General features: G+C 60.6%; 27 protein-coding genes. 25 read left to right on the top strand and 2 right to left on the bottom strand.

Annotation, left to right across the window (positions count from 1 at the left end):
• Position 1: 1 nt before the first annotated feature.
• The 24 genes from QCE79_RS20330 (at position 2) to QCE79_RS20215 (ending at position 19,477) form a co-directional block, all read left to right on the top strand.
• On the top strand, positions 2-1,072 hold the full coding sequence (locus QCE79_RS20330) for an EscU/YscU/HrcU family type III secretion system export apparatus switch protein (RefSeq protein ID WP_309847365.1): 1,071 nt from the start codon (positions 2-4) through the stop codon (positions 1,070-1,072).
• Positions 1,069-3,180, top strand: a complete 2,112-nt coding sequence (locus QCE79_RS20325; RefSeq protein WP_309847364.1) for a flagellar biosynthesis protein FlhA — start codon at positions 1,069-1,071, stop codon at positions 3,178-3,180. The genes QCE79_RS20330 and QCE79_RS20325 overlap by 4 nt, the downstream gene beginning before the upstream one ends.
• A gap of 43 nt (positions 3,181-3,223) precedes the next feature.
• A complete protein-coding gene (locus QCE79_RS20320) occupies positions 3,224-3,928 on the top strand; it encodes a flagellar hook-basal body protein (protein WP_309847362.1) in 705 nt (234 codons plus the stop codon).
• Between the two features lie 2 nt (positions 3,929-3,930).
• Positions 3,931-4,719: a flagellar hook-basal body protein gene (locus tag QCE79_RS20315; RefSeq protein WP_309847360.1), complete on the top strand. Its 789-nt coding sequence runs from the start codon at positions 3,931-3,933 to the stop codon at positions 4,717-4,719.
• A gap of 11 nt (positions 4,720-4,730) precedes the next feature.
• Positions 4,731-5,315 (top strand): flagellar basal body L-ring protein FlgH, encoded by a 585-nt coding sequence (locus QCE79_RS20310; RefSeq protein ID WP_309847359.1) that lies wholly within the window; start codon positions 4,731-4,733, stop codon positions 5,313-5,315.
• A gap of 80 nt (positions 5,316-5,395) precedes the next feature.
• Positions 5,396-6,451 carry a flagellar basal body P-ring protein FlgI gene (locus QCE79_RS20305; RefSeq protein ID WP_309847358.1) on the top strand — a complete coding sequence of 352 codons (1,056 nt, stop codon included), beginning with the start codon at positions 5,396-5,398 and terminating at the stop codon, positions 6,449-6,451.
• Between the two features lie 30 nt (positions 6,452-6,481).
• Positions 6,482-6,847 (top strand): hypothetical protein, encoded by a 366-nt coding sequence (locus QCE79_RS20300; RefSeq protein WP_244830705.1) that lies wholly within the window; start codon positions 6,482-6,484, stop codon positions 6,845-6,847.
• Between the two features lie 6 nt (positions 6,848-6,853).
• A complete protein-coding gene (gene flgC / locus QCE79_RS20295; protein ID WP_244830711.1) occupies positions 6,854-7,303 on the top strand; it encodes a flagellar basal body rod protein FlgC in 450 nt (149 codons plus the stop codon).
• Positions 7,300-7,599 (top strand): flagellar hook-basal body complex protein FliE, encoded by a 300-nt coding sequence (locus QCE79_RS20290; protein WP_309847355.1) that lies wholly within the window; start codon positions 7,300-7,302, stop codon positions 7,597-7,599. Before flgC ends, QCE79_RS20290 begins: the two co-directional genes overlap by 4 nt.
• A 1-nt stretch (position 7,600) precedes the next feature.
• Positions 7,601-9,040 (top strand): flagellar basal-body MS-ring/collar protein FliF, encoded by a 1,440-nt coding sequence (gene fliF, locus QCE79_RS20285; protein WP_309847353.1) that lies wholly within the window; start codon positions 7,601-7,603, stop codon positions 9,038-9,040.
• Positions 9,033-9,587, top strand: coding sequence for a hypothetical protein (locus tag QCE79_RS20280; RefSeq protein ID WP_309847352.1), 555 nt, complete (start codon positions 9,033-9,035; stop codon positions 9,585-9,587). The genes fliF and QCE79_RS20280 overlap by 8 nt, the downstream gene beginning before the upstream one ends.
• Before the next feature lie 98 nt (positions 9,588-9,685).
• Positions 9,686-10,273, top strand: coding sequence for a hypothetical protein (locus tag QCE79_RS20275; RefSeq protein ID WP_309847349.1), 588 nt, complete (start codon positions 9,686-9,688; stop codon positions 10,271-10,273).
• On the top strand, positions 10,270-11,598 hold the full coding sequence (locus QCE79_RS20270) for a FliI/YscN family ATPase (RefSeq protein ID WP_309847346.1): 1,329 nt from the start codon (positions 10,270-10,272) through the stop codon (positions 11,596-11,598). The genes QCE79_RS20275 and QCE79_RS20270 overlap by 4 nt, the downstream gene beginning before the upstream one ends.
• Positions 11,595-12,047, top strand: a complete 453-nt coding sequence (locus QCE79_RS20265; RefSeq protein WP_309847343.1) for a hypothetical protein — start codon at positions 11,595-11,597, stop codon at positions 12,045-12,047. The genes QCE79_RS20270 and QCE79_RS20265 overlap by 4 nt, the downstream gene beginning before the upstream one ends.
• Before the next feature lie 678 nt (positions 12,048-12,725).
• Complete coding sequence (locus tag QCE79_RS20260) at positions 12,726-13,145, top strand: flagellar hook capping FlgD N-terminal domain-containing protein (RefSeq protein ID WP_309847340.1); 420 nt, start codon at positions 12,726-12,728, stop codon at positions 13,143-13,145.
• 25 nt (positions 13,146-13,170) lie between these two features.
• A complete protein-coding gene (locus tag QCE79_RS20255) occupies positions 13,171-14,364 on the top strand; it encodes a flagellar hook-basal body complex protein (protein ID WP_309847337.1) in 1,194 nt (397 codons plus the stop codon).
• Positions 14,364-15,185, top strand: a complete 822-nt coding sequence (locus QCE79_RS20250; protein ID WP_309847335.1) for a FliM/FliN family flagellar motor switch protein — start codon at positions 14,364-14,366, stop codon at positions 15,183-15,185. The genes QCE79_RS20255 and QCE79_RS20250 overlap by 1 nt, the downstream gene beginning before the upstream one ends.
• 6 nt (positions 15,186-15,191) lie before the next feature.
• The gene (gene fliN / locus QCE79_RS20245) at positions 15,192-15,569 is read left to right on the top strand and encodes a flagellar motor switch protein FliN (protein WP_244830721.1); all 378 of its coding nucleotides are present in this window, start codon (positions 15,192-15,194) and stop codon (positions 15,567-15,569) included.
• Positions 15,547-15,945 carry a flagellar biosynthetic protein FliO gene (locus QCE79_RS20240; protein ID WP_244830723.1) on the top strand — a complete coding sequence of 133 codons (399 nt, stop codon included), beginning with the start codon at positions 15,547-15,549 and terminating at the stop codon, positions 15,943-15,945. Before fliN ends, QCE79_RS20240 begins: the two co-directional genes overlap by 23 nt.
• Positions 15,942-16,730, top strand: coding sequence for a flagellar type III secretion system pore protein FliP (fliP, locus tag QCE79_RS20235; RefSeq protein ID WP_309847330.1), 789 nt, complete (start codon positions 15,942-15,944; stop codon positions 16,728-16,730). Before QCE79_RS20240 ends, fliP begins: the two co-directional genes overlap by 4 nt.
• The gene (locus QCE79_RS20230; RefSeq protein ID WP_309847327.1) at positions 16,727-17,494 is read left to right on the top strand and encodes a sigma-70 family RNA polymerase sigma factor; all 768 of its coding nucleotides are present in this window, start codon (positions 16,727-16,729) and stop codon (positions 17,492-17,494) included. The genes fliP and QCE79_RS20230 overlap by 4 nt, the downstream gene beginning before the upstream one ends.
• Before the next feature lie 26 nt (positions 17,495-17,520).
• Positions 17,521-18,060: a hypothetical protein gene (locus tag QCE79_RS20225; RefSeq protein WP_309847325.1), complete on the top strand. Its 540-nt coding sequence runs from the start codon at positions 17,521-17,523 to the stop codon at positions 18,058-18,060.
• Positions 18,061-18,072: 12 nt separating this feature from the next.
• Positions 18,073-18,447, top strand: coding sequence for a hypothetical protein (locus QCE79_RS20220; protein ID WP_309847322.1), 375 nt, complete (start codon positions 18,073-18,075; stop codon positions 18,445-18,447).
• A gap of 304 nt (positions 18,448-18,751) precedes the next feature.
• Complete coding sequence (locus tag QCE79_RS20215) at positions 18,752-19,477, top strand: class II aldolase and adducin N-terminal domain-containing protein (RefSeq protein WP_250511069.1); 726 nt, start codon at positions 18,752-18,754, stop codon at positions 19,475-19,477.
• 66 nt (positions 19,478-19,543) lie between these two features.
• Here QCE79_RS20215 and QCE79_RS20210 read toward each other — a convergent pair whose 3' ends face one another.
• Together QCE79_RS20210 and QCE79_RS20205 are read right to left on the bottom strand one after the other, a co-directional pair.
• Positions 19,544-20,536 (bottom strand): D-2-hydroxyacid dehydrogenase family protein, encoded by a 993-nt coding sequence (locus tag QCE79_RS20210; RefSeq protein ID WP_309848253.1) that lies wholly within the window; start codon positions 20,534-20,536, stop codon positions 19,544-19,546.
• Between the two features lie 46 nt (positions 20,537-20,582).
• Positions 20,583-21,944 carry an MFS transporter gene (locus tag QCE79_RS20205; protein ID WP_309847319.1) on the bottom strand — a complete coding sequence of 454 codons (1,362 nt, stop codon included), beginning with the start codon at positions 21,942-21,944 and terminating at the stop codon, positions 20,583-20,585.
• Between the two features lie 302 nt (positions 21,945-22,246).
• Between QCE79_RS20205 and QCE79_RS20200 the strand changes: the two genes are divergently transcribed.
• Positions 22,247-23,011 (top strand): alpha/beta fold hydrolase, encoded by a 765-nt coding sequence (locus tag QCE79_RS20200; RefSeq protein ID WP_250469402.1) that lies wholly within the window; start codon positions 22,247-22,249, stop codon positions 23,009-23,011.
• Positions 23,012-23,036: the final 25 nt, after the last annotated feature.

The raw sequence follows: 23,036 nt of genomic DNA, 5'->3' as shown, positions 1-23,036 counted from the left end.
CATGTCCGATCACGAACAGAATAAATCGGAACAGGCCACCGCCCACAAGCTGGAACAGGCGCGCAAGAAAGGCATGGTTCCACGCAGTCCTGATGCGGGCATCGTCGCGGGCCTTGCTGGCGTTGTCGGTTACTTTTGGGCAAAAGGCGATCACATGGCTCAACAGATTGCGCTGATCGACGCGCGCGCCTTGCATGACGCCGCCTTCCTTGCACCGGGCAGCCGTGGCATGGTCATATGGGCAGGCAGGCTGATGCTGCAATCGGCGAGTTTCATTGCGCCACTGGTCGGCGTGGCATTGGCGGGCGCCGCTCTTGGATCACTGATGCAGACCGGCCTGATCTTCGCGCCGGCTGCGCTCAAGGCAGACTTCAGTCGAATCAATCCGGCACAAGGTATCAAGCGCCTCTTCTCCGTGCGAATTCTAATCGAGGCGGCCAAGGCGTGCTTCAAGATGGCGGTGTACACCGCCATTGCCTGGACATGTATCGCCAATACGGTTACGGCGGCGCTTCATGCGTCGCTTACAGGGGTGGCGCTGGCGCAGGCGCTGAGCACGCGGAGTCTCAAGATGTTGGCATCGCTTCTCGTTGCCGCGTTGATGTTCGCTGTCATTGATCAGGTGCTGGTGCGCCGCGCGTTCGCGAAACAAATGCGCATGAGTCGCCACGAAGTGCGTCAGGAGCATAAGCAACGCGAAGGCGACCCGCGCATTCGTCAGCGCCGCCGTCAGCTACAGCGCGAACTGCTGCAGCGCGCATCCAGCATGCGCAACATGCGGGGCGCGGATGTGCTCGTGACGAATCCGACTCATTATGCTGTCGGCCTTCGCTACGCGCCTGCCGAGATGGCCGCGCCACTGTTGATCGCGCGAGGCACCGGCGACTTTGCGTTACGGCTGCGGCGCCTCGCCTTCATCTACAACGTGCCCGTCATCGAATCCCGGTCGCTTGCAAGGCGCTTGTTTCGCGAGGCTGCTTTCGAGAAGGAGATTCCTGGTGGCCTCTACCGTGAAGCCGCAGAGATCTATCTCCGCATTCGGCAAACGTCCGATGTGCGGGGTGCGGCATGAACGCAATTATCAACCGGCTACGAGATCATTCCGACCTCGCCCTCGTTCTTGGCGTCGTGACGATCCTGCTGATTCTTTTCACGCCCATTCCTGCGGGCGCGCTCGACTTTTTCATTATCGTGAACTTCGCATTCGCGTTCACGATCCTGCTGTTGACGTTCTACGTGGCGCGGCCGGTGGACTTTTCGACCTTTCCATCGCTATTGCTCATTGCAACGCTATTCAGACTGTCGCTCAACATCGCGGCCACGCGACTCATTTTGTCGGGAGGAGCGGCGGGTGAGGTCATTGGCGCCATCGGCGAGTTCGTCGTGCAGGGCAATTTCGTCATTGGGCTGATCGTCTTCTTCATCCTGATCGTCGTTCAGTATGTCGTTGTCACGGCAGGTGCCCAGCGCGTGTCGGAGGTCGCCGCACGTTTCGTGCTCGATGCCATGCCGGGCCAGCAGATGAGTATCGACGCCGATCTGAACATGGGTCTTATCGACCAGGACGAAGCAAAACGGCGCCGGAAAGATCTGGAAAAAGAAGCCGGCTTCTACGGCTCGATGGACGGCGCCAGCAAGTTCGTGAAAGGCGACGCGATAGCCGGCATCGTGATCCTGCTCATCGACATATTGGGCGGATGGGCCGTTGGCGTTGCGCAAATGGGGATGTCGCTCGGCGACGCAATGCGCACGTTCACGTTGCTCACTATTGGCGACGGCATCGTGACGCAAGTGCCCGCGCTCGTCATTTCGGTAGCGACCGGCATTATCGTGACGCGCTCGTCGGCCGACGGCAAACTGAGCCATGAAGTCATGCGTCAGTTCATGCGTTTTCCGAAGATACAGTTCCTCGTCATCGGCGCCGTGACCGCGCTACTGTTCCTTCCCGGCATGCCAGAGTGGCCCATGATTCTGCTCGCGCTTGCGGCTGTCGCTGGCCGCTTGATGATGAAGCAAGCCGGCAATGCTCCGAAGCCCGAAGAGGACGGCAGCACCATTCAGCATGACGAAGAGGCACGGAATGCGGGGAGCACGTCGCTCGCGGCCATCGAGGTTCTGTTCGGACCGGCGCTTACCTCTGCCTGGATGCCGCTGCAAACCGTCCTGGCCGATCGTATCGCCGCGTTTAGAGATCAGTTCGTGTCCGAGATAGGGCTCGTCATTCCCGCTGTCGTCTTTCGCGACGGAGCGGGACTCGGCTCGAACGAGTATCGCGTTACTTTGTTCGGAAGCCGCTTCGGGCAGGCTACGCTCTACCCAGACCGCACCCTTGCCATTCACGCAGGCGGCAAGGCCGAGGCATTGCCGGGGCAAATCACGCGCGATCCCGCCTTCGGTATGCCTGCCGTGTGGATCGAGAACACGCAGCAGGCATTTGCCCGCACACAGGGCTACACCAACGTCGACCCGATGACGGTGCTCGTCACGCATGTCACCGAAATCATTCGCTCCAATGCGTCGCAATTGCTAAGTCGCGCCTCGGTGATGACCATGCTGGAAGGTGTGCGCACGCGTCAGCCGGGACTCGTCGAAGAGCTCGTGCCGAACGTGCTTGCCGTAAGCGATGTTCAGCAGGTGCTGCAGGGACTGCTTGCGGAACAGGTGCCCATTCGCAACATCGACCTTGTCATGGAGACGCTCGCCAATTGCGGGCGCCACGAAAAAAACCCGGCGTTGCTGGTGGAGACAGTCCGGCAACGTCTTGGTCACGCCATCTGTCAGAGCGTTCAGGGCGAACATGACGCCCTCGCGGTTCTCACCCTTGATCCAGCGTTGGAATCCAGTATTGCGCAGAACCTGAACAGCGCTGACGGTCATGCGCCGTTCGTCATCGACCCGCGCCTCGCCGAGGCATTTCTTGGGCGCCTTCTCGCCCAATCCGATGCAATGCTGCGGCAGGGACTGTCTCCTGTTCTGTTATGCCGCCCCGACATTCGCCGGCACATCAGGAACTTCACGCGGCGCACGCTGACGCGTCTCGTCGTGCTGTCGATGAACGAGGTTCCACACCAGATCAACTTGAGATCTTTCGCGATGGTGAGCATCGAGCGCGCGACGAATTCGGTGCTGCCGCCACAAACGCGGGCTCCCGGCGATACGGCGGTTCATGCGGCAGCCTGATCGCTGCAAACGAATACAGAAATCAGAGAACACGGAAACGAGAATGGACGGCATCATGGCATTGGGTACGGGTCTGATTGGAGCGGAGACGCGGCGCGTCAAAATCGCAGGTCAAAACATCGCGAACGTGGCGACTCCGGGGTACAAGCGCGCGGTTGCATTTCGCGACGTGCTCGGCACAAGCGCCGACGCAATGGGCAAAAGCGCATCGGCAGACACGGTGGCCACCGACTTCTCGGCAGGCAAGCTGATCCATACCGGCAATCCGTTCGACCTCGCGATCAACGGACCCGGTTTCTTCGAGGTAGCCACCACGGACGGCCCCGCCTATACGCGTCTCGGCGCTTTTCAGCGCGACGCATCCGGCCGGCTCGTCACATCGCAAGGCTGGCCGCTGCAAGGCTCCGCCGGCGACATCAAGGTCAGCTCGGACGCTTGGCGAGTCGAACGGGACGGCACAGTCATCGACGGCGGTAACTCGGTCGGGGCCGTCAACATTGTCGACTTCGCGAAGACGGCTGAACTCAAGCGCACAGCGGACGGCCTCTTTGTTTCCAACGGCGCCGCAGCCACGCCGGTAGACGCCGCGCAGTTGAGTCAAGGGTATATCGAAGCATCGAATGTCTCCGTCGCCCAGGACATGCTGCAGATGATGGAAGCCATGCGCCGTATCGAGTCCGGCCAGAAACTCATCCATGTTTATGACGACATGATGGGCGCGGCAATTCAGCGTCTTGGAGAAATGTGAGCATGAACAATGTCTTCTATATCGGCGCGTCCGGCCTCAACGCGCAGCAGAGCGCGGTCGACATCACGGCAAACAATCTTGCCAACATGAACACGGCGGCTTTCAAGCGAGGGGCGGTCTCGTTTTCCGAGTTGCTCGTTGCGGCGCCTCAACGATCGAACGCCATGCGTTTGCCGGCGGAGGACATTGCAGGCAGCAGTCCGGCCGGCGTCTCCGTCGATCCTTCTCTGCGCATCTTTAGCCCAGGCACGTTGCATGAAACGGGCAATGCCTTCGATCTCGCAATCAAGGGCGAGGGATTCATCGAACTGAACTCCGAGCGAGCGTCCGGTGAAGCCCTACTCTGGCGCGGCGGCACGTTGCACGTCGGGACGGACGGCTTTCTCGCCGCGCCCAACGGCCAGGCATTGAAGTCGATGATCTCCGTGCCACGCGATGCAACCTCCATTACGGTCGGCTCCGACGGGCAGGTGCTGGCCACCGTCCCAGGACAAGCTGACCCGCTCGAAATCGGGCAAATCGAGCTCGTGATGCCAGGCGACACGCGCGCCCTTCAGTCCGAAGGCAACGGCGTCTATCGCGCGCCGGATGACGGTGTCGCGCTGTCGCGCGTTCGTTCGGGCGAGGACAACGCGGGCACGCTGGTGCAGGGATACAGCGAGGCATCGAACGTTTCGCTCTCCGATGAACTCGTCAACCTCATGATGTATCAGCACGCCTATGCCGCCAACGCGCGGCTCGTTCAGGTGGGCGACGAACTGATGTCGATTGCCAACGGCCTGAAGCGCTAGGACGCCGCAAGATGATTCCATACAGCCTACGCATCATCTTCATGCTCTGTTGCGCGTTCACATCGCTCGACGTGCATGCCGCGAACCTGTTCAGTGCCGAGGCATATCACTCGCTGACGGCCGACCGGCGCGCGTCGAACGCCGGCGACATCGTGACCATTCTCGTCTATGAAAATTCATCGGCCAGCAATAGCGCGGATACCTCCACCAATACAGGCTTTGCCATAAACGGCAAGGTTTCGACGCTCTACGCCGGAAACAATATGGCGCAGGTGGGCGCGGGCGATAACTACGGCGGCAAAGGCAAGATCGAGCGCGCCGGGCGCCTGCTCGCGCAGATCAGCGCGAGCGTGACGGATGTCATGTCGAATGGCGACTTGATCGTGGCGGGCGATCAGAACATCGATGTCAATGGCGAGAAGACGCGCATCCATCTGAAAGGGCGTGTGCGTCCAGTCGACATCGCGCAGAACAACACCGTCCTGTCGAACCGGCTTGCCGATGCACAGATCGACTACACCGGCGAAGGGTTCATTACCGACCGCTCGCGCCCCGGTCTGATTCCCCGCTTCTTCGCATGGCTCGGGCTCTGGTAATGCGCAGACCTCCACTTCTTTTTTCAGCGGCAGGCCTTGCGCTGCTCGTTCTAATCGCCTTCTCGTCACAAGCCAGCGCGGTGACCTCCGAAGTGCGTCTCAAGGATCTCGGCCGTTTTCTCGGCTGGCGCGACAACATGCTCGTTGGATACGGCCTCGTTTCGGGGCTTGCAGGATCGGGCGATACACCGCGTTCTCAGGCTACCCGTCAGGCGCTCGCCAACATGATGTCGCAGTTCGACATGGCGATTACGCAGGACCAGATTCAAAGCCGCAACGTCGCGCTCGTCACGGTGACAGCGACGCTGCCTCCCACTGCCGACACCGGAGATCGAATCGACGTCAACGTGACCTCGATGGGTGACGCACGCAGCCTGGCCGGAGGAACCCTCATCATGACCTCTCTCCGCGGCCCGGATCGCAAGATGTATGCACTCGCGCAGGGCCCGCTTTCGGTCGGTGGTTATCGATACGACGCCAATGGCAATACGAAGCTCAAGAATCACCCTACCTCGGGCGTCGTGCCACTTGGCGCTACCGTCGAAGTTCCGGTGCGCGCCGATCTGGTCACCGACGATGGCTATCTGCGCTTCGTACTGAAGGACGCGGACGCCAGCACTGCCCGACGCATCGAACAACGCATCAATCAAGGTCTTGGCTTAGGCGCCGCGCGCGCGCTCGATGCGAAGACCGTACAGATTCGTGCACCTGGAAGCTCGCTCGCCTTGAACGACTATGTCGCTCGCATCGAGACGCTTGCCGTCGAACCAGATCAGGTTTCGCGCGTCGTCATCAACGAACGTACCGGCACGGTCGTGTCGGGCGGCGACACGCGCATCTCGCCGATCACTATCTCCCATGGCGACATAAGGGTATCCATCTCCACTGAATACACCGCTTCGCAGCCGGGGCTCGTCAGCTTCACGGGACCGGGCGTGCGCAGCATGGTCGTTGGCAATACGGATCTGACGGTCGAGGAATCAGGTCCAGCGGTTGCCGCATCCTTCCCGCGTGGCACGGTGGGCGATCTCGTCCGCGCGCTGTCCGCATTACATATCAGTACCAGAGATGTCATCTCGATTCTTCAGGCGATCAAGACTGCCGGAGCGCTTCATGCAGAACTCGTCATCCAGTAATCATCAAGGCAAAAGAGGAGGCGCAACATCATGAGCATCGACCTCGTGTCTGCCATCGCGAGCAAGGCGCTTGACGGACTTTTCGTCAGGCAGATTGCGACGGCGAATAACATTGCGAACGCCAGTTCCGAAGGCTTCATGCCGACGAGCGTGTCGTTCGAGGACGCGCTGCGTAACGCAGCCGAAGTCCACGCAGGCGACGACACCGCACGTATCGCGACACGTGTGGCGAACGTCACGCCTCTTTTGACCATCGAAACCACCGGCCTAACCCAGGGCTCACGACTCGATCGGGAGATCGCGACGGCATCCGAGACCTCGGCGCGATACGCCATGGTGACCGGCATGCTCGACCGCACCCTGCAAATGCAGATGCTGGCGATCAAGGGAGCCTGACGCGATATGTCGACAGGAATCTTCGCTATCGCCCGTTCCGGCATGGATGTCGAGCATCAGCGCATGGAAGTCATCGCGCAGAACCTGGCCAACGCAAGCGCCACGCGTGCGGCCGGCAGCCAGCCGTATCAGCCCATGCGCCTCGTGTCGGGACCACGCGCATCTGACGCATCCTCGCTGGCATTTTCAAGCGAGCTTTCGCATGCTGCGCTAGCGAATCTCAGCGGCGCGCAGACGCTGTCAGTCGAACCGGTCGATGCCGCGCCTCGTCTCGTCCATGACCCCGCGCATCCCCATGCCGATGCGAAGGGCTTCGTCCGCTATCCCGGGATCGATCACGCCGGTGAAATGGCGTTGATGGTGCAAACGCTGCGCGTTTATGAAGCGAACACGGTGATGTTCAACGCAGGGAGATCGATGTACATGCGCGCGCTCGAACTAGGGAATAAGGGATGAACATTGAAAGCATCGGATTTCCGGGCATGCCGCAGTCCCCGGCTGTGCAATGGCCGGCCGGTTCGTCGGCTGCCAATCAGGACTTCGGCACGATGCTGGCGAGCGGCGTGGTCAACGTCGACCGCGCCGTGCAGACAGCGCAAGACGCCGTTACCCGCTTCGCTATCGGAGACGATACTCCGCCTCACCAGGTGATGCTGGCACTTGAAGATGCGCGCTTGCAGTTGCAGTTCGCCCTGCAGGTCCGCTCGAAGCTGGTCGAGGGTTATCAGGAACTAATGCGGATGCAGATTTAGCATGAACTCAACCTCCTCGCGCCTGTTGGAGCGCTTCACCGACGCGTCGTTCATGCGCCGCTGCGCATTTGTCGCCGGTCTGCTGTTGATCATCGCCTTCGTGGCGTTGTCGGCATGGCTGCTCGTGCGGCCATCATACGAGGTGATGTTCAGCGATCTAAAGCGTCAGGACGCGGCCGTCATCGCTACCGAACTCGAAAAGCAAAAAATTCCCTTCCGCTACGACGAGGAACACGCGGCCATTCTCGTGCCGAGTGGCGACACGCGCGCCACGCGCCTCAAACTCATGAGTCGCGATCTGCGTTTGCAAGGCGTCGTGGGCCTTGAGCTTTTCAATAACTCGGATCTCGGTCTCACCGAATTCGCGCAGAAGGTCAATTACCAGCGCGCATTGCAAGGCGAACTCGCGCGCACCATCATGACGCTCGATGAGATCGATCTTGCGCGGGTCCACATCACCTTGCCCGAATCATCGGTCTTTCATCGCGATAATGCCCGGCCCAAGGCGTCCGTTGCCCTTTTCATGCGCGACGGCCAGACGCTCGGCGTCAATGCGATTCGCGGCATCCAGCGTCTCGTCGCGGCGGCGGTCCCCGAACTGACTCCCGCCGATGTTTCGATACTCGACGCGAGCGGCGCACCTGCCAGCGCTTCCAGCAGCGAAGTCGACGATCCAGCACTGCTATTGAAGCAAGCCATCGAACAAAATTATGAACGCAAGATCGCGGCGCTGATCGCAGCCGTGACCGGCCCAGGACATGTATCGGTGAGCGTGGAGGCATCGATCAATACCGATCAGGTGCGCTCGACGCACGAATCGACGATAAGCCGGCCGGGTTCATCCGATTCAAGCTCGAATGTACCGCTTCCTTCTTCGCGCGCCATGCCCGACGCCGGCAAGCCGCCGTTGCCCGCGCCGCAGTCACCGGCCTTGCGCGAAGACGCCCGGACGGTGCACGAGACCGAACAGATCGTGCGAACGCCGGGCGCGGTGCGTCGTTTGTCCGTCGGCATCGTGTACGACCGTGCCTTGCCACAAGAACAGATGCAGCGCCTGACGAGCGTCATCTCGACCGCGATAGGACTCGATGCGTCGCGCGGCGACGTCCTCTCCACGTTCGTTCGCGACGCGCAAGTTGGCGCTTCCACGACCGACCAGGATATACGAACCCTGCAAAACGCTAAGCAGGCCGAGAGCATTCAACCGGAGGAAGCAGCGGCTTCGGCTTCCGTGCATGCGAGCCAGCCGGGCTGGCTGAATGCATCGCTCGGACTGCCCGCCGTTGCAATGACCCTCGTCTTGCTTGGAGCGCTATTGATCCACGCTCGCTCGCGGGTCAATGCGTCGAATCGCTCGAAGCGGCTTACCGCTTCGGAACGCGATCGACACGTGGCACGCCTTCGCCAACTGCTCGCCGTCGAGGAGTCCACGCATGAGTAAGCGGCAACGCGACCTGCGCCGGGCCATGGCGAATTTGCTGTCGAATCCGATCCAAGACGTCGAGGCAATCTGGAATGCGCTTTCTCCGGACGAGCGCGAGCGACTCAAACCCATGATGGCATCGGCCTCGGGATTGCATCGGGAAGTAGACATGACTTGGGCCGCGGGCACCGGAGATCATGTTAAGTCCAAGACATCGAATACGAGCGACGATGACATCGCGCGCCTCGTGCATCGAATGCAAACAATGCCGGACATGCTTGCGCGAAGTCTCCTTTGCAGCCTCGATCCAGAATCTGCGAAGGCCGTCGTTGGCTGCTTGCCGGAGAAACGTCGCCGGGATCTCGAGAATCGGGAGGACGCGCCGTTATTGACCGCACACGCTCGCGCAGCCTGGATCGAAGCTTGCCTGCAAGGCGTAGCGCAGGCCGACATCGATCAGCCCTCTCGCGACGTTGCGAAGCAGCCTGGCGCACCCGCACGGCTGATCAAGCACTTCCTTTGCGTGCTGCGCCAACGAACGACAAGGAAAGCATGGGCTCGGTGATCAAGGCTCGTAGTGTGCGCTATTCCTCACTTTATGCGACGGTCGAGTCCGTGCGCGCTGAGGGCTCTTCTGCATCCGATGTGTCGGCGAGCGACGCAATGCCCGATACTCGCGATATCGAGTTGCTCGCCTTGCAGCAGCAGGTTGCCGACCTTCGCGCGGCCTATGCCCAGCTCGAACTCGATGCCGTCGCCACCCGGACGAATGCACGTGAAGAGGGCTACGCCGAAGGGCTCGCAGCCGGTAAGGTTCAGGCTTCGCTGCGTCGCGCGGAACACGAGGCAGCGCTGCGCGATGGCTTGAATACCGCGATGGCAAAGTTCGACGCGACGCTGCGCGCGCTCGAGCCGCTTTCCATCGAGATCGCTTTGACCGCACTCGATAGAATCTTCGGCGATGCGGAAGGCCTGACTCGACTGGTCGAACGGACTGCCCGGCACCATGTGTCACAGCTATCGGCGAAATCGATCGTCATGCTCGAAGTATCGGCGGAGGACTTTGCCTCGGATGCGGAAGTCGCAGACGCAATGTCACTCACCTTGCGTGGTGACTCCGTTCGACTCCGCGTCAATTCGCAGCTTAAGGCAGGACAATGCCTCGTCCGGCTCTCGCTTGGCACGCTCGACATTAGTCTCGACAGTCAGCTCGGCCGCATCCGCGATGCACTGCAGGAAGCGGCCACGTGACTTCGCCCAGCAATCCCTCTTCGCATCGTTTCGTGGAAGCAGTGCGCGCCGCCGACGTCCTGACGCGTAAAGGCGCCATCACACGCGTCATGCCAACCTTCATCGAGGCGGATGGTCCCGGTGTGCCGGTCGGCGCGTTGTGCCGCATCGAAGGGACATTGCCAATTCTCGCCGAGGTCGTGCGCACCGAAATCGGCCGCATCACACTGGCACCGTTCGCTCCATTGAATTCGATACGTATCGGTGACGAAGTCTGCTCCGTGCGGACGGAAAGCGAGGTGCGCGTAGGCGACGGCCTGCTTGGTCGCGTCATCGATCCGCTCGGCCAGCCACTGGACAGCGCAGGCGCCGTGGGTCTTCTCGAAGCCACCTGGCCTCTTGCTGGAATTGCTGCCTCGCCGCTCGAACGGACTTCGCCGTCCGTGCCACTGCAAACTGGAATCCGAGCCATCGATACCCTGCTCACCCTTGGCATTGGCCAGCGCGCTGGCATTTTCGCGGGAAGCGGCGTCGGCAAGTCGACCCTGTTGGGAAGCCTCGCACGGAACATCGAAGCCGATGTCTGCGTGGTGTGTCTGGTCGGCGAACGTGGACGAGAGGCCGAGGAGTTCTGGCGGCGCACTTTATCAGACGAGGCGCGCGCCCGGTCGACCATGGTCGTTGCCACCTCTGATCAGCCCGCCGTCCTGCGGGCACGCTGTGTCCTTCATGCACTCGCGATTGCGGAGTATTTCCGCTCGAAGGGCCTTCATGTCCTGCTGTTGCTGGACTCCGTGACGCGTTATGCGCTTGCGCTGCGCGAGATCGGCCTTTCCGCTGGCGAACCGCCCACCATGCGCGCCTATACCCCGGGCGTGTTCGCCGCCTTGCCGAAAGTCGTCGAACGTTGCGGCGGACTGCTCTCCGGCGGCGCTATCACCGCGCTCATGACGGTGCTTACGGAAACCGACGAGATCGACGACCCAATGGCGGAGACGATGCGCGCGCTCCTCGACGGACACATCGTGCTCACGCGTTCTCTCGCGGAACAGGGACACTATCCGGCAATCGATGTGCCTCGCAGCATCAGTCGTGCGTTTCAGCATGTCACGACCGCTGCTGAACGCCACACTGCCAGCGAAGCTATCGCACAACTCTCCACGTACGAGTCGTCGCGAACGTTGATCGAGTCCGGTCTCTATGTGGCGGGAAGCCAGCCTTTACTTGACAGAGCGCTTGCCACACGCAGTCAAATGATCGAATTCCTGCGTCAAGACTCGGACAAGCAGATATCCCGCGCCGATGCCAACGCCGCGCTCGCCGCACTGCATGGACATGCCACATGAATAAGCACGAACGCCTGCGCACCGCGAAGCAAGTCGCGCACATTCGCACGCTGCAAGTCGAGCGGCTGCGCGCCGAATATGAGCGCACGAAAGTCGAGGCATCGGCCGCGAACACAGCCTGGCGCAACGCAAAAGACTACGTGGACCTTCAACGTGCCGCCTTGCGCCATGTTCTGGAAGCTCGTGGCGGAATCGATTTGACATTGGTCGCCAATCTGAATCAAGCGCTCAGTTCAGCGATGAACGCCGCTGATGCTGCCCGGCTTGAAACTGATCGCAGGAACGAGCAGGTGAACGCACAGCGTCAGGCATGCACGCGAAGCCAGCAGTTAGCCGATCTTGCCGATACTCTCGCATTCCGTGCCGCCTTGTCGCATGCACGCAATCGCGAAGCGAGGCAAGCCAATGCTATCGAGGACAACATGCGCGCCCGGTGGAACCTGCCGTGAAGATCGACACAAACCTCATCCCGGCAAGCGAACTCAAGGTAACTAAGCAGTCAGTTGGTGATGCAGTCGCGTTCTCCAGTACATTGCGCAGCCTCGAGCGTGACATGTGGCGCGGCGCCGCGTCGGGCAGCAAGCCAGGCGCTGCGGCGCTGCGCCTTCATTCATCGATGCGCCTCGAAGAACGCGCTCGCGTACACATGGGCGATATCGTGCCGCACGAACGAGCGTCCGAGCTCCTTAAGGAACGAACGCGCCCGCCGGCAGACGACGGAGAGCATGAAGGTGTTGCCAACACGCCCTCTTCAGACGATCCGTCGGCTCGAAGCGACGATGTCAAACCTAATCAGTACGGCATTTCGCCATTGCTGTTAGAGGCACGCGCCAGTCGGACTTCGCCGGCATGTGGGACTGAACCACGAAGACGCGCTGAAACGCTGACCCTCAGACGCGCGCCCGACACCGATGTCCAGTTGAGCCTTCTCACTGGCGAGTCGGACACCACGCTCGCAATTCGTTGCCACGCCGACGCATCTCACGAACAGGATGCACTCGTGCGACACGCACTCGAAGCCTTTAGAAGACACGGCGCGCAGCCTTCGAAAGTCATCGTGAACGGCGTCGCACGTGAGATTGTCCACTTCGATCAACCAATTCATACCTTGACGAACAGAGGAAAGCATGGCCATCAGCCCTATCGGCTCTACCCAGAACGTGAACCGCGGCAACAACACCAGCCTGAGTTCGATGGGACTCGACATGCAGTCGCTGCTGCAGATCATCCTGACTCAGCTTACTTATCAGGACCCGCTCAAACCGGTCGATAACTTCGAGTTCGTTTCACAGCTTGCGCAGTTCACTTCGCTCGAACAAACGCGCCAGATGACCGACAAGATGGACAGTCTTCTATCGGTTCAGTCATCGGATCAGACGTTGTCCCTGCTCGGCCGAAATGTCGATGTTCAGACTGATACGTCGCTGCTTTCCGGCGTCGTCAAAAGCATCTCTTTGCAGGGAACTCAGCCGCAGTTGACCGTGGAAACCGCCGACGGGCAGTTCCTGACCAACGCGACGCTTACGCAAATCGTCACCGTGCGATAAGCGATCTTCCAAAGGGAGTTTTTCGATGCTCGACAGTATCTACATTGGCATGAGCGGGCTGACCGCATACTCGCGCGGCCTGCAGACCATCAGCAACAACGTGGCGAACATGAACACGCCCGGCTTCAAGACCTCGACGCCACAATTCGAGGACGTCTACTATGGACAGCGCTTCGCACGCGATACGCCAGGCTCGGCAGCGACGTTGCGCTATGGCAGCGGCGTCGACTACGGGTATGCGGCGCTCAACATGTCGCAAGGCGACATCCGCAACAGCACGGGACAACTCGACCTCGCCATTCAGGGCAACGGCTTCCTCACGCTGCTCGACGGCGACATCGCACGCTACGCCCGGACCGGCCAGTTCACCACGAGCGACGACGGCTTTGTCGTCGACACGGTGAGCGGACTCAAGCTGGGCGCGCTCGACACGGCGGGTAAGCCGCAGCCTATTTCGATGACGGGCAAGCAGTCCAATTCGCCGAAAGCGACGAGCGTCGTCAAATTCACCGACAACCTCTCGCCGGGCTCGACGAACTTTTCGGTTCCCAATGTCGAGGTCTACGACTCCACGGGCGCGAAGCGCACCCTCGGCATCGCCTTCACGCCCGATTCCACGATCATGCCTGGCCGTTGGAAAGTAACGGTCACGGACGAAAACGGCTTGCCGGTCACCGAGAGTTCGTTGCAGTTCATTGGCGGAATGCCGATGCCCGGCGCGGATACGATCAACTTCACGCTGACGTCCGCGGACGCACCGCCCACCACCATCACGCTCGATTTCTCTAGTGGCGTCACGAACTTCTCGGCGGGCAGCACCTCCACGCTGCACATGACCGAGCAAGACGGCTATGCAACAGGCACGCTGACCTCCATGTCCATCAACGAGGATGGACAGCTCGAGTGGCACTACTCGAATGGTCAGACAGACCACACGGGCGTCGTTGCTCTCGCCACTTTCGCCGATCCCGAGCGTCTCGTTCAGAGCGGTAAGGGCCTGTTCGACGCGGCTCACGCCGGTCCGCCAATCTATCGGGCAAGCGGTAAGGGCGGCGCCGGGCAACTGCTTTCCGGAAGCGTCGAGGCATCGAACGTCGACCTGTCGCGCGAGTTTGGACAGTTGATCCTGATTCAGCGCGGCTTTCAGGCGTCGTCGCAAGTGCTGACCACGGCCAATGAGATGATCATGCAACTCTTCCAGATGCGAGGACAGGGTTGATGTCGAAGGCAATTCGCTGGCGTCCGCTGGGTCCTGCCGATCTGGACCGCGCCCGTGATCTGGTTGGGGAAGCCATAACGAGCTGGCGTGACGACTGGTTCGGCACAAGAGGCATGGCCGCAATGCATCTTGAATCGGTGCGCCTGATTTCCAAGGACACGCCCTACGACTTCGCGCGCGCCCGCGCCGTGTCGCATGGCGGCTCCGCCGCGTCGTCTCCGTGGTGGAGCATCGACAGAAACGCGCGGCGCTTGCTCGCAGCGCTGGCGTTGGATCTAACCGGGCCTCTACCTATACCGGCAACGTCCGGCGCGGCGTGTCCGCTCACGACGCTCGGCGAGCGCATCATCGAAGAACTCGGCAACGCGTTATGCACCCTTTGCGATGGCACGCTTGCCGCCTGGACACCGCCTGCGCCCGCGCGTCTGCATGATGCGCCCGTAAGCGGCGTGCTGTTGCGGCTCGTCGCGGCCTGCGGCGATGCGTTATGCGAGATCGTCTGTCCTGCACCGCTGATCTTGGATCGCCCTGTCACGCGGCGAGAACCGACTCGCGCGAATCCACTTACATCTGCGTACGACGCCCTGGCTACCACGACGGTACGGATATCCGCGACTCTCGGGCACGCGCAATTGTCCTTACATCAACTGCTCGATCTCGCCCCAGGTGATGTGATCACCGTCGATCGCAAACTGCATGATCCCATCGCGCTCGTGGTTTCGTCGTTGAACACGCGCGAAAGACCACCGTTCGCATACGGCCGCCTCGGTCGCACCAGCGACAAACTCTCGATTCAATTAGCCACGCCCACATCCCTGTAGAAAAGCATGACGAATTCCGCCCAGAACGCTCGCGCCGCGATGGCGCAAGACGAGGACATGATCACGGTCGATGCAATCGACCTGCCAATGTTCGACCCTTCTTCGAACCCGAACAGTATTTCGTCGCCCAATACGCGCTCGCTCGATCTCGTCGGCGACGTGAAGATCACGCTCGACATTCACCTTGGTTCCGCAACGACATCGATTGGTGAACTGATGGCGCTCACGCCAGGCTCGGTCGTCGAACTTGAACGGCATCTTGGCGATCCGGTGGACGTTTTACTGAACGATCGCGTCGTTGGCCGCGCAGAAATCGTCGCCGTCGGCGACTGCTTCGGCATCCGCATGGTCGAGATACTCAATGGCGCCCGTGGCAGCGTCTGAACTCGCGGCGAGCGCTCCGTCCGCGGCAGCCTGGCGGGGCCTCCCCCTCAAAGACGCCGCCCAGTCCATGCATGCGCTCGGCGGAGTACTGGGGCATGACGGCGTGAGTCCGCTACGAGTCGTCGCGGCGCTCGCATCGTGTCTCTTGGTGGGCATCGTGATCATCGTATTGATGCGGCGAAGCGGACATTTCGCCATTGCCCGGCGCAGCGCCACCGCGTCGCACGTCCGGATACTGCAAAGCGTGCGCCTCAATTCCCGAACCACGCTCTATGTACTGGCTCATGGCGATGTGGAAATCATCATTGCCAGCGACGCAGGCGGCGTCAAGACCCTTCACACTGCTAGCTCATCGAAGCAGGAGCCAAGGCCTTGAACTTCTATCGCCTGATACATACGCTGGCGTTGTGCCTGATCGTTTGTTTTTTGTTCGCAAGCGCGCCACGAGCCGTAGCCCATGCCCGTCCTGCGCAAGCGCAGCCGCTGACTTTCTCCATCTCCGACTCCGTCAGCAAACGATATTCGGCCGGCGACGCCACCTCGAACACCGTGCGCATGGCCGCGCTTCTGACCGTACTCAGCGTGGGTCCCGCGCTTGTGATTTCAATGACGGCGTTCATCCGGATCATCGTCGTGTTGTCGATGATCCGTCATGCGTTCGGCATGCCGGAAACACCGCCCACGCCGGTGCTGATCAGCCTTGCGCTCTTCCTTACCGTCTTCGCGATGTTGCCCACGCTCGAGGCCGTCAATCACGATGCTTTTCAGCCCTTCATGAGCGGCCATATCGGTCTCAATGACGCGCTGGCGCGAGGTGCCGCGCCCTTGCGCGACTTCATGCTGAGGCAAGTCCGAGACGACGAATTGAAGCTGACGTATGAGTTGTCGGGGAAAGCGCTGCCTCAGACACCTGCGGAAGTGAGCTTGTTGCAATTGACGCCGGCGTTCATCCTCAACGAACTGCGCGTTGCATTTCAGATTGGTTTCGTCGTCTTGCTGCCGTTCTTGTTGATCGACCTCGTGGTATCGAGCGTACTGCTCTCGCTCGGCATGATGATGGTTCCACCGGCAACGATCTCCTTGCCGCTCAAGGTGCTGATGTTCGTGCTCATCGACGGCTGGGGACTCGTGCTGCGCGGCGTCCTGGGCAGCTTCCGATGACGGATCCCGACAGCGAGGTCGTTACGCCTTCTGCTCGTTCGGGCGATGCGCTATTGTGGGAGCGTTTCACAGCCATGCGCTCCGTGGAGGCGCGCGAAGCCATATTTCTGCGCTACATGCCCTACGCTCGCGCGCTCGCGGCGCAGTTGTACGCCGGACGACATCGCAATGACGTGGACTTCAACGATTTCAGACAACTTGCGTTGGTCGGCTTACTGGAAGCAATCGATCGTTTCGATAGCGTGCGGTCCGTTTCCTTCGAGACCTTCTGCACGCAACGCGTAAAGGGCGCGGTGCTGGATGGCGTGCAAAAGCTGACAGATGCACAGGAGCAGATATCGTTCATGAGGCGCGCGCAGCGTGAGCGTATTGCTTCGCTCGAAGATCGATCCGACCGAGACATCGACGCGAAACGCGACACCTTCGACCACTTGACGCAGCTTACCGCCGGGCTCGCAATAGGTTACATGCTCGACGACACCGGCATGCTTGCCGGAGAAGAAGACAAACCAAGCCCGGCGCCTGCGCCATGGCACGGCGTGGCATGGCGACAAACGCGTGACCGTTTGCTCGACGCCGTTTCCGGCATGGTCGAACGTGATCGAAAGATCATTCAGTATCACTATTTCAACGGCATGCGTTTCGAGCAGATCGCGAACATACTAGGCATTAGCCGCGCGCGAGTCTCGCAACTGCATCACGCCGCGCTGGCACACCTGCGTGAAGAGCTCGGCGGCTCACGTCACCTCTATACGATCGGATAACAATGACTGACAACCTGCCTTCGCGTTTGCACGCGCATATCGACGAAATCAGCCATGCGCTGACACGACCGGGTATCGATGGAACGCGACTGCTCCACGATGCACTAGAGCGCTTCCCCCACGACGATCGCCTATGGTTTTTTCTCGGCGCGCACCTGGCCAGCGCCGGAGACCAAGATGGAGCGCGCGACGCGTTCGTGCGCTGCCTTGCCGAGAACCCCGACTTTCACGCTGGTTCATTCGTGCTTGGCTTTTTGGAACTCATGACTGGACACGTGGATCGAGCGAAGCATGTCTGGTCCGCGCTCGATCAACTACCCGCGCAAGATTCGTTGAAGCTTGTCGCGCAAGGCTTGACGCTGCTCACCCACGACGATCTGGACGGAGCGTCGGAACAGCTCTCGCGCGCCCTCCAGGCCAATACCGCTTTTCTGCCTTTGAACGGTTATGTAAGCGCGGTACTCGCGGGAATCGAAGAGAGCAAGGCCGACGCAGAAACCGACGGGAACGTTTCTGCTAATCATTTGCTGCTGGCGGGCTATCTCGGCAGTGTCGCGAGACATTAAGAAGGTTTCGAGATGGATTCCGTGTCTACTTTGAATCAGGTCATGGCGCTGTTACGCCAGCAAGCGCGCGGACATGATCGGACGCCAAGCGGCGCCCGCCCGTTGTCCGGTGAGCCAAGCGATCCTTCGAGTCCGTTTGCACATCCGGGCGCCAAGGACGTCGGCTCCACGTTGAAGGAGAAGCTAGCCACACTGCAGGCAAGCGGAGTCACCGATGCGCACACACTCACGCGCTTCGCCGTGGAAACTGTTCTGGACCAGGCGTTCGGTCAGTCTCTGAGAAACGATCCACGATTTCAGGCGATGGTAGATGTGGTTCATCTCGCGCTCATGGACCACGAAAACGGTCGCGCGTTGTTCGAGCGTTTGCTGGCGGGGTTGGCCTGAGCGCTGCACCCTCTGTCCGCTGCGCCGGGAAACAGTATTTCTTCTTTAATTTGATTTGTTAGATTGATCTCGCAGCGAGCCCATGAGGTAAACGCACTTTTTTCATGCGCTAGACGCATGCATCTGCCCGCTGCTCGTCTGCCGCAACCGGAAACGGAGCACCCGCCGCGAGGAATTCGATCATGGATATGCATCGCACGCAGCGCCAATTTCATCGCGCACAAGCTGCATCAGCATCGAGCTTGAAAAGCCCGCTATCCATATGATTGCCTGCTCCCTCACCTCGACACCGGATACCCGACTCATGAACGAACGCCAGCTTCGTATCGATCTCGCTGCCGCATTCCGATGCTTCGCCCGGCTGGGCATGCACGAGGCCGTCGCGAATCACTTCAGCGCGGCCGTATCGCCAGATGGACGCAAGTTTCTGATGAACCCGAAGTGGGTGCATTTCTCGCGCATCCGCGCAAGCGACCTGCTGTTGCTCGATGCCGACGACGCCGACGACCTGGCCGGCCGCGACGATATCGATCCCACCGCGTGGGCCATCCACGGACAGCTTCACAAGCTCGCTCCGCATATCCGCGTGGCGATGCATCTGCATCCGATTCACGCTACCGCGCTCGCATGTCTCGCCGACCCGGAGATCAAGCCGGTCGAACAAAACACGGCGCGTTACTTCAATCGCGTTGCGCTCGATACGTCCTTCGGTGGCATGGCCGATACCGCGGCAGAAGGCGCGCGTCTGGCCGGCCTACTCGGTGACAAGTCGCGCTTGATGATGGGAAATCACGGCGTCATGGTGACATCTTCGACCGTTGGTGAAGCGTATGACGACATGTACACGCTCGAACGCGCCTGCCAGATTCTGTGCATGGCGTATGCAACGGGACAACCGCTGAAACTGCTGTCGCCAGAAGTCGCCGAGAAGACGGCGCGCGACTGGGAAGGCATCGCGGATTTCTCCCTCGCGCACTTCGAAGAGATGAAGCGCATTCTGGACAAGGAAGACCCGTCCTACGCCGACTGAGATGAAGCCGTTTCGCGACACCGCGGCAGCTCGAACGGCCTCGCGCAGCGTCGAGGCAAGTACGCTTCAAACGCCGACCGCAGGCTCGTAGCCAATCTCTCGCTTGTCGGCGGTGATCACTCGAATGGGCTTGCCTTCGATCCACGCGCGAATATTCTCGACCGATTCGCCATAGTAGATGGCGTACGAGTCCTCGGTCACGTAACCGATGTGGGACGTCGCGATCACGTTGTTCATCGAGCGAAGGGGATGCCCGGCGGGCAGTGGCTCCATATCGTAGACATCGAGCGCCGCGCCCGCAATCTGTCCGCGCTGCAACGCCTCGATCAACGCTCGTTCGTTGACGATGGGTCCGCGCGCCGTGTTCACCAAAAGCGCATTCGGCTTCATGGTGGCGAGTTCCGCCGCGCCTATCAGGTCTCGCGTGCGCTCCGACAAGCGGACGTGAATGGAAACAATATCGCTTCGTGCAAGCAGTTCTTCCTTTGTCACATAGGTCGCGCCATGCTTGGCGGCCGCTTCCCGCGTCATGTTCTGGCTCCACGCAATCGTCTTCATGCCGAACGCCTGTGCCACGCGGGCGGTCACGCTGCCGGAATAACCCAGCCCGAGAAGACCGATCGTCTTGCCGTTGAGATCGCGGCCGACCGACACTTGCCAGCCTCCTTCGCGAAACGAAGCCGCCTCGCTGGGAATGTGGCGCGCCGCCGCGAGGATGAGCGCCCAGGTGTGCTCCGCCGCAGCCGTCAACGAAGAAGCCGTCGCGCAGACCGTGATACCGAGTTCGTCGGCGGCTTCGATATCGATAGCCGCATTCCACGGCCCCGTGCTCGCAAGCAGCTTCAGGTTCTCGAGCTTCGACAGGACGTTTCGCGTAAAGCGGGTGCGCTCGCGCATGACGCAGAGAATGTCATACGGCCGAAGACGTTCGATGAGTTCCGCTTCGTCATCGATATGATCGGTGAACACATCGATTTCGGCGTGCTCTCGCAAGCCGTTCCAGTTGCCGAACTTGAGCGAGGTATTCTGGAAGTCATCGAGAATGGCGATCTTGTGCATGAGCGTCGTGTCTTCGTGAGAATGTATGGAGAGCGTGTCGGTCATCTCAAACCGGCTTGCTTGTCTGCGGCTTGAACCCTACGAGCATGACGATGATCCCGAGGACGAGTATCGCCGTCATCACGTAGAGGCCGCTCACGAGCGTGCCGGTCATCGTCTTGAGCCAGCCGATCACGAATGGGCTGCAAAATCCGCTGAGCAAGCCGATGCAATTGACGAACGCAATGCTTGCCGCCGCAGCAGGCGAGCCATGAAGATAATCCGCGGCGAGCGACCAGATCAGCACGTTGGTCGCGAAGATGCCGATCGATGCGAAGGTCAGCAAGGCGACGGTCAAGGCCGGCGAGTTCGTCGGATGCGACACGAGAAGCAACGCCACCGCACCCACTACACCCGCGCAGGCCGCGTGCCAGCGCCGTTCGAGCATGCGGTCGGAACTGCGGCTGATAGCCACCATGCCGATAGCGCCCATGGCGTAGGGAATCGTCGAAAGCCAGCCCAATTGCGAGAGGCTCGAGATGCCTGAATCTTTCATGACGGTAGGAAGCCAGAAAGTCACCGAATACGTTCCGCAGACAAACGCAAAGTCGATGAAGGCAAGCATATAGACCTTTGGGTCCGCAAGCGCATCCGCAAGGCGTCCGTGACCGCGATGTTCATTCTTGCGCTTGCGTTCGGTCTCGACGAGAAAGCCATCGCGAAGCACTTTCTTTTCTGATTCGCTGAGCCAGCGCGCCTTGTCGATATTGTCGTCCAGCAAGAACAACGTGACGATGCCAAGCGCCACGGCCGGCAACGCCTCGACGATATAAAGCCATTGCCATCCCGCCATGTTGGCGACATGCGCGAGTTGCGTCATCGCCCATCCCGAGACGGGACCGCCAACCAGACCCGCGACCGGAAAGCCGACCATGAAGCAGGCGATGATCACGCCGCGCCGCTTCTCCGGAAACCACGAGCTCAGATAAAAGATGACGCCTGGAAAGAAGCCCGCCTCGAAGACGCCGAGCAGCAACCGCACGGCGTAGAACTCGGTGACGTTCGTCACGAACGCCGTGCACATGCCGACGATTCCCCAGCAGATCATGATGCGCGCAATCGTCTTCTTGGCGCCCACCCGCCTGAGCAACATGGCGCTCGGTACTTCCAGCAGACAGTACGAGAGAAAGAAGATGCCGGCGCCGAGACCGTAGACGCTGTCGCTGAAACCGAGCGCGTCCTGCATCTGCAGTTTCGCAAAGCCGACATTGATGCGGTCCAGAAAAGCCACGACGTAGCAAACGAACAACAACGGCACGATGCGAAGCGTGACGCGCATATAGAGCGCCCGCTCTTCGGCGCTCGACGTCGAGACGGTTGATGATTCGTCGGATACCGCCGGCTCGGGTTCAACAAAGGTACGATTCACAGCGTGTCTCCTTCGTTCGATAGTGTCTCTCTCTATCCCGACGTCTGCGCGGCTTTTAATCGGCTGCCGCTGCGCGGAACCTTGGACCGGTCCAGTGTAAAGAGGCCGCGCTCAGGCGAGATAATGAAACCTTCCGATCAGGTGAGATGCGCGGGTTATATCGGTGATAACCAGTATCGAACGTAATGACACGCAGCGCGGATTCACTGGCTATTTGCGCTTTACAACTCACGCGCAGCCGTCGCAGAATGCGGCCTTCAGTGCTGACGTTCACGCATGACCGTTTCCGGAGCCAGACATCGATGCATGATTCATCGGCAGAGCAGGTTCGTCCCACCGCACCGCGATACACCTTCGTCCTCATTCATGGCGCGTGGCATGGCGGCTGGTGCTGGCGCTTCGTCGCCGACAAGCTGATCGCGCGCGGTCATCGCGTCTTCGCGCCGACACTGACGGGGCTGGGTGAACGGCGGCATCTGCTGGAAGCCGCGACGTCGCTTGATGTCTGCATCGAAGATATAAAGAATCTGATCGATGCCGAAGAGCTCTTGAACATCGTCATGGTAGGTCACAGCTTCGGCGGACTGGTGGCTTCGGGCGTCGCGGACCGCATGCCTCACGCAATACGTTCGCTCGTCATGTTGGACGCGTTGCTCGTCGATAACAGGCAAGCTGCTTTCGATGTGTTACCGCCGGAGGTGGTGCGCGAGCGCATGGAATCCGTTCAGGCGAGCGATCAGCCGCTGGCGATGCCCGTCAACGGATTGAAGGGCACCGGAATTCCGGAAGATCATGCACGCGCCGCGTGGGTGCAAAGGCGCCTGACGCCTCACCCGCTCGCAACCTACACCACGCCGCTCGACTTACAGCATCCGCTCGGCAATGGGCTGCCGTGTACCTACGTGCATTGCACGAACCCTTCATACGAGACGCTCGAACCCGTGCGCGAACGCATCAAGGGTTTGCCCGCGTGGAATTGGGAGACCATCGACACGGGACACGACGCGATGGTGCTCGCGCCGGATCTGCTCGTCGATCTGCTGGAGAGGCTGGCCTCGAACGCGTGAGGGTGAGCATGAGGGTGAATGACAG

The sequence above is a fragment of the Caballeronia sp. LZ003 genome, from assembly GCF_031451465.1.
Taxonomy (GTDB): Bacteria; Pseudomonadota; Gammaproteobacteria; order Burkholderiales; family Burkholderiaceae; genus Caballeronia.
This window is presented reverse-complemented; position numbering and strand designations above follow the sequence as displayed.

What these genes read in the sequence shown, in the direction of transcription:
- QCE79_RS20330 (WP_309847365.1), top strand. Translation starts at nt 2, where the DNA reads ATGTCCGATCACGAACAGAATAAATCGGAACAGGCCACCGCCCACAAG.
- QCE79_RS20325 (WP_309847364.1), top strand. Translation starts at nt 1,069, where the DNA reads ATGAACGCAATTATCAACCGGCTACGAGATCATTCCGACCTCGCCCTC.
- QCE79_RS20320 (WP_309847362.1), top strand. Translation starts at nt 3,224, where the DNA reads ATGGACGGCATCATGGCATTGGGTACGGGTCTGATTGGAGCGGAGACG.
- QCE79_RS20315 (WP_309847360.1), top strand. Translation starts at nt 3,931, where the DNA reads ATGAACAATGTCTTCTATATCGGCGCGTCCGGCCTCAACGCGCAGCAG.
- QCE79_RS20310 (WP_309847359.1), top strand. Translation starts at nt 4,731, where the DNA reads ATGATTCCATACAGCCTACGCATCATCTTCATGCTCTGTTGCGCGTTC.
- QCE79_RS20300 (WP_244830705.1), top strand. Translation starts at nt 6,482, where the DNA reads ATGAGCATCGACCTCGTGTCTGCCATCGCGAGCAAGGCGCTTGACGGA.
- flgC (WP_244830711.1), top strand. Translation starts at nt 6,854, where the DNA reads ATGTCGACAGGAATCTTCGCTATCGCCCGTTCCGGCATGGATGTCGAG.
- QCE79_RS20290 (WP_309847355.1), top strand. Translation starts at nt 7,300, where the DNA reads ATGAACATTGAAAGCATCGGATTTCCGGGCATGCCGCAGTCCCCGGCT.
- fliF (WP_309847353.1), top strand. Translation starts at nt 7,601, where the DNA reads ATGAACTCAACCTCCTCGCGCCTGTTGGAGCGCTTCACCGACGCGTCG.
- QCE79_RS20280 (WP_309847352.1), top strand. Translation starts at nt 9,033, where the DNA reads ATGAGTAAGCGGCAACGCGACCTGCGCCGGGCCATGGCGAATTTGCTG.
- QCE79_RS20275 (WP_309847349.1), top strand. Translation starts at nt 9,686, where the DNA reads ATGCCCGATACTCGCGATATCGAGTTGCTCGCCTTGCAGCAGCAGGTT.
- QCE79_RS20265 (WP_309847343.1), top strand. Translation starts at nt 11,595, where the DNA reads ATGAATAAGCACGAACGCCTGCGCACCGCGAAGCAAGTCGCGCACATT.
- QCE79_RS20260 (WP_309847340.1), top strand. Translation starts at nt 12,726, where the DNA reads ATGGCCATCAGCCCTATCGGCTCTACCCAGAACGTGAACCGCGGCAAC.
- QCE79_RS20255 (WP_309847337.1), top strand. Translation starts at nt 13,171, where the DNA reads ATGCTCGACAGTATCTACATTGGCATGAGCGGGCTGACCGCATACTCG.
- QCE79_RS20250 (WP_309847335.1), top strand. Translation starts at nt 14,364, where the DNA reads ATGTCGAAGGCAATTCGCTGGCGTCCGCTGGGTCCTGCCGATCTGGAC.
- fliN (WP_244830721.1), top strand. Translation starts at nt 15,192, where the DNA reads ATGACGAATTCCGCCCAGAACGCTCGCGCCGCGATGGCGCAAGACGAG.
- QCE79_RS20240 (WP_244830723.1), top strand. Translation starts at nt 15,547, where the DNA reads ATGGCGCCCGTGGCAGCGTCTGAACTCGCGGCGAGCGCTCCGTCCGCG.
- QCE79_RS20230 (WP_309847327.1), top strand. Translation starts at nt 16,727, where the DNA reads ATGACGGATCCCGACAGCGAGGTCGTTACGCCTTCTGCTCGTTCGGGC.
- QCE79_RS20220 (WP_309847322.1), top strand. Translation starts at nt 18,073, where the DNA reads ATGGATTCCGTGTCTACTTTGAATCAGGTCATGGCGCTGTTACGCCAG.
- QCE79_RS20215 (WP_250511069.1), top strand. Translation starts at nt 18,752, where the DNA reads ATGAACGAACGCCAGCTTCGTATCGATCTCGCTGCCGCATTCCGATGC.
- QCE79_RS20210 (WP_309848253.1), bottom strand. Translation starts at nt 20,536, where the DNA reads ATGCACAAGATCGCCATTCTCGATGACTTCCAGAATACCTCGCTCAAG.
- QCE79_RS20200 (WP_250469402.1), top strand. Translation starts at nt 22,247, where the DNA reads ATGCATGATTCATCGGCAGAGCAGGTTCGTCCCACCGCACCGCGATAC.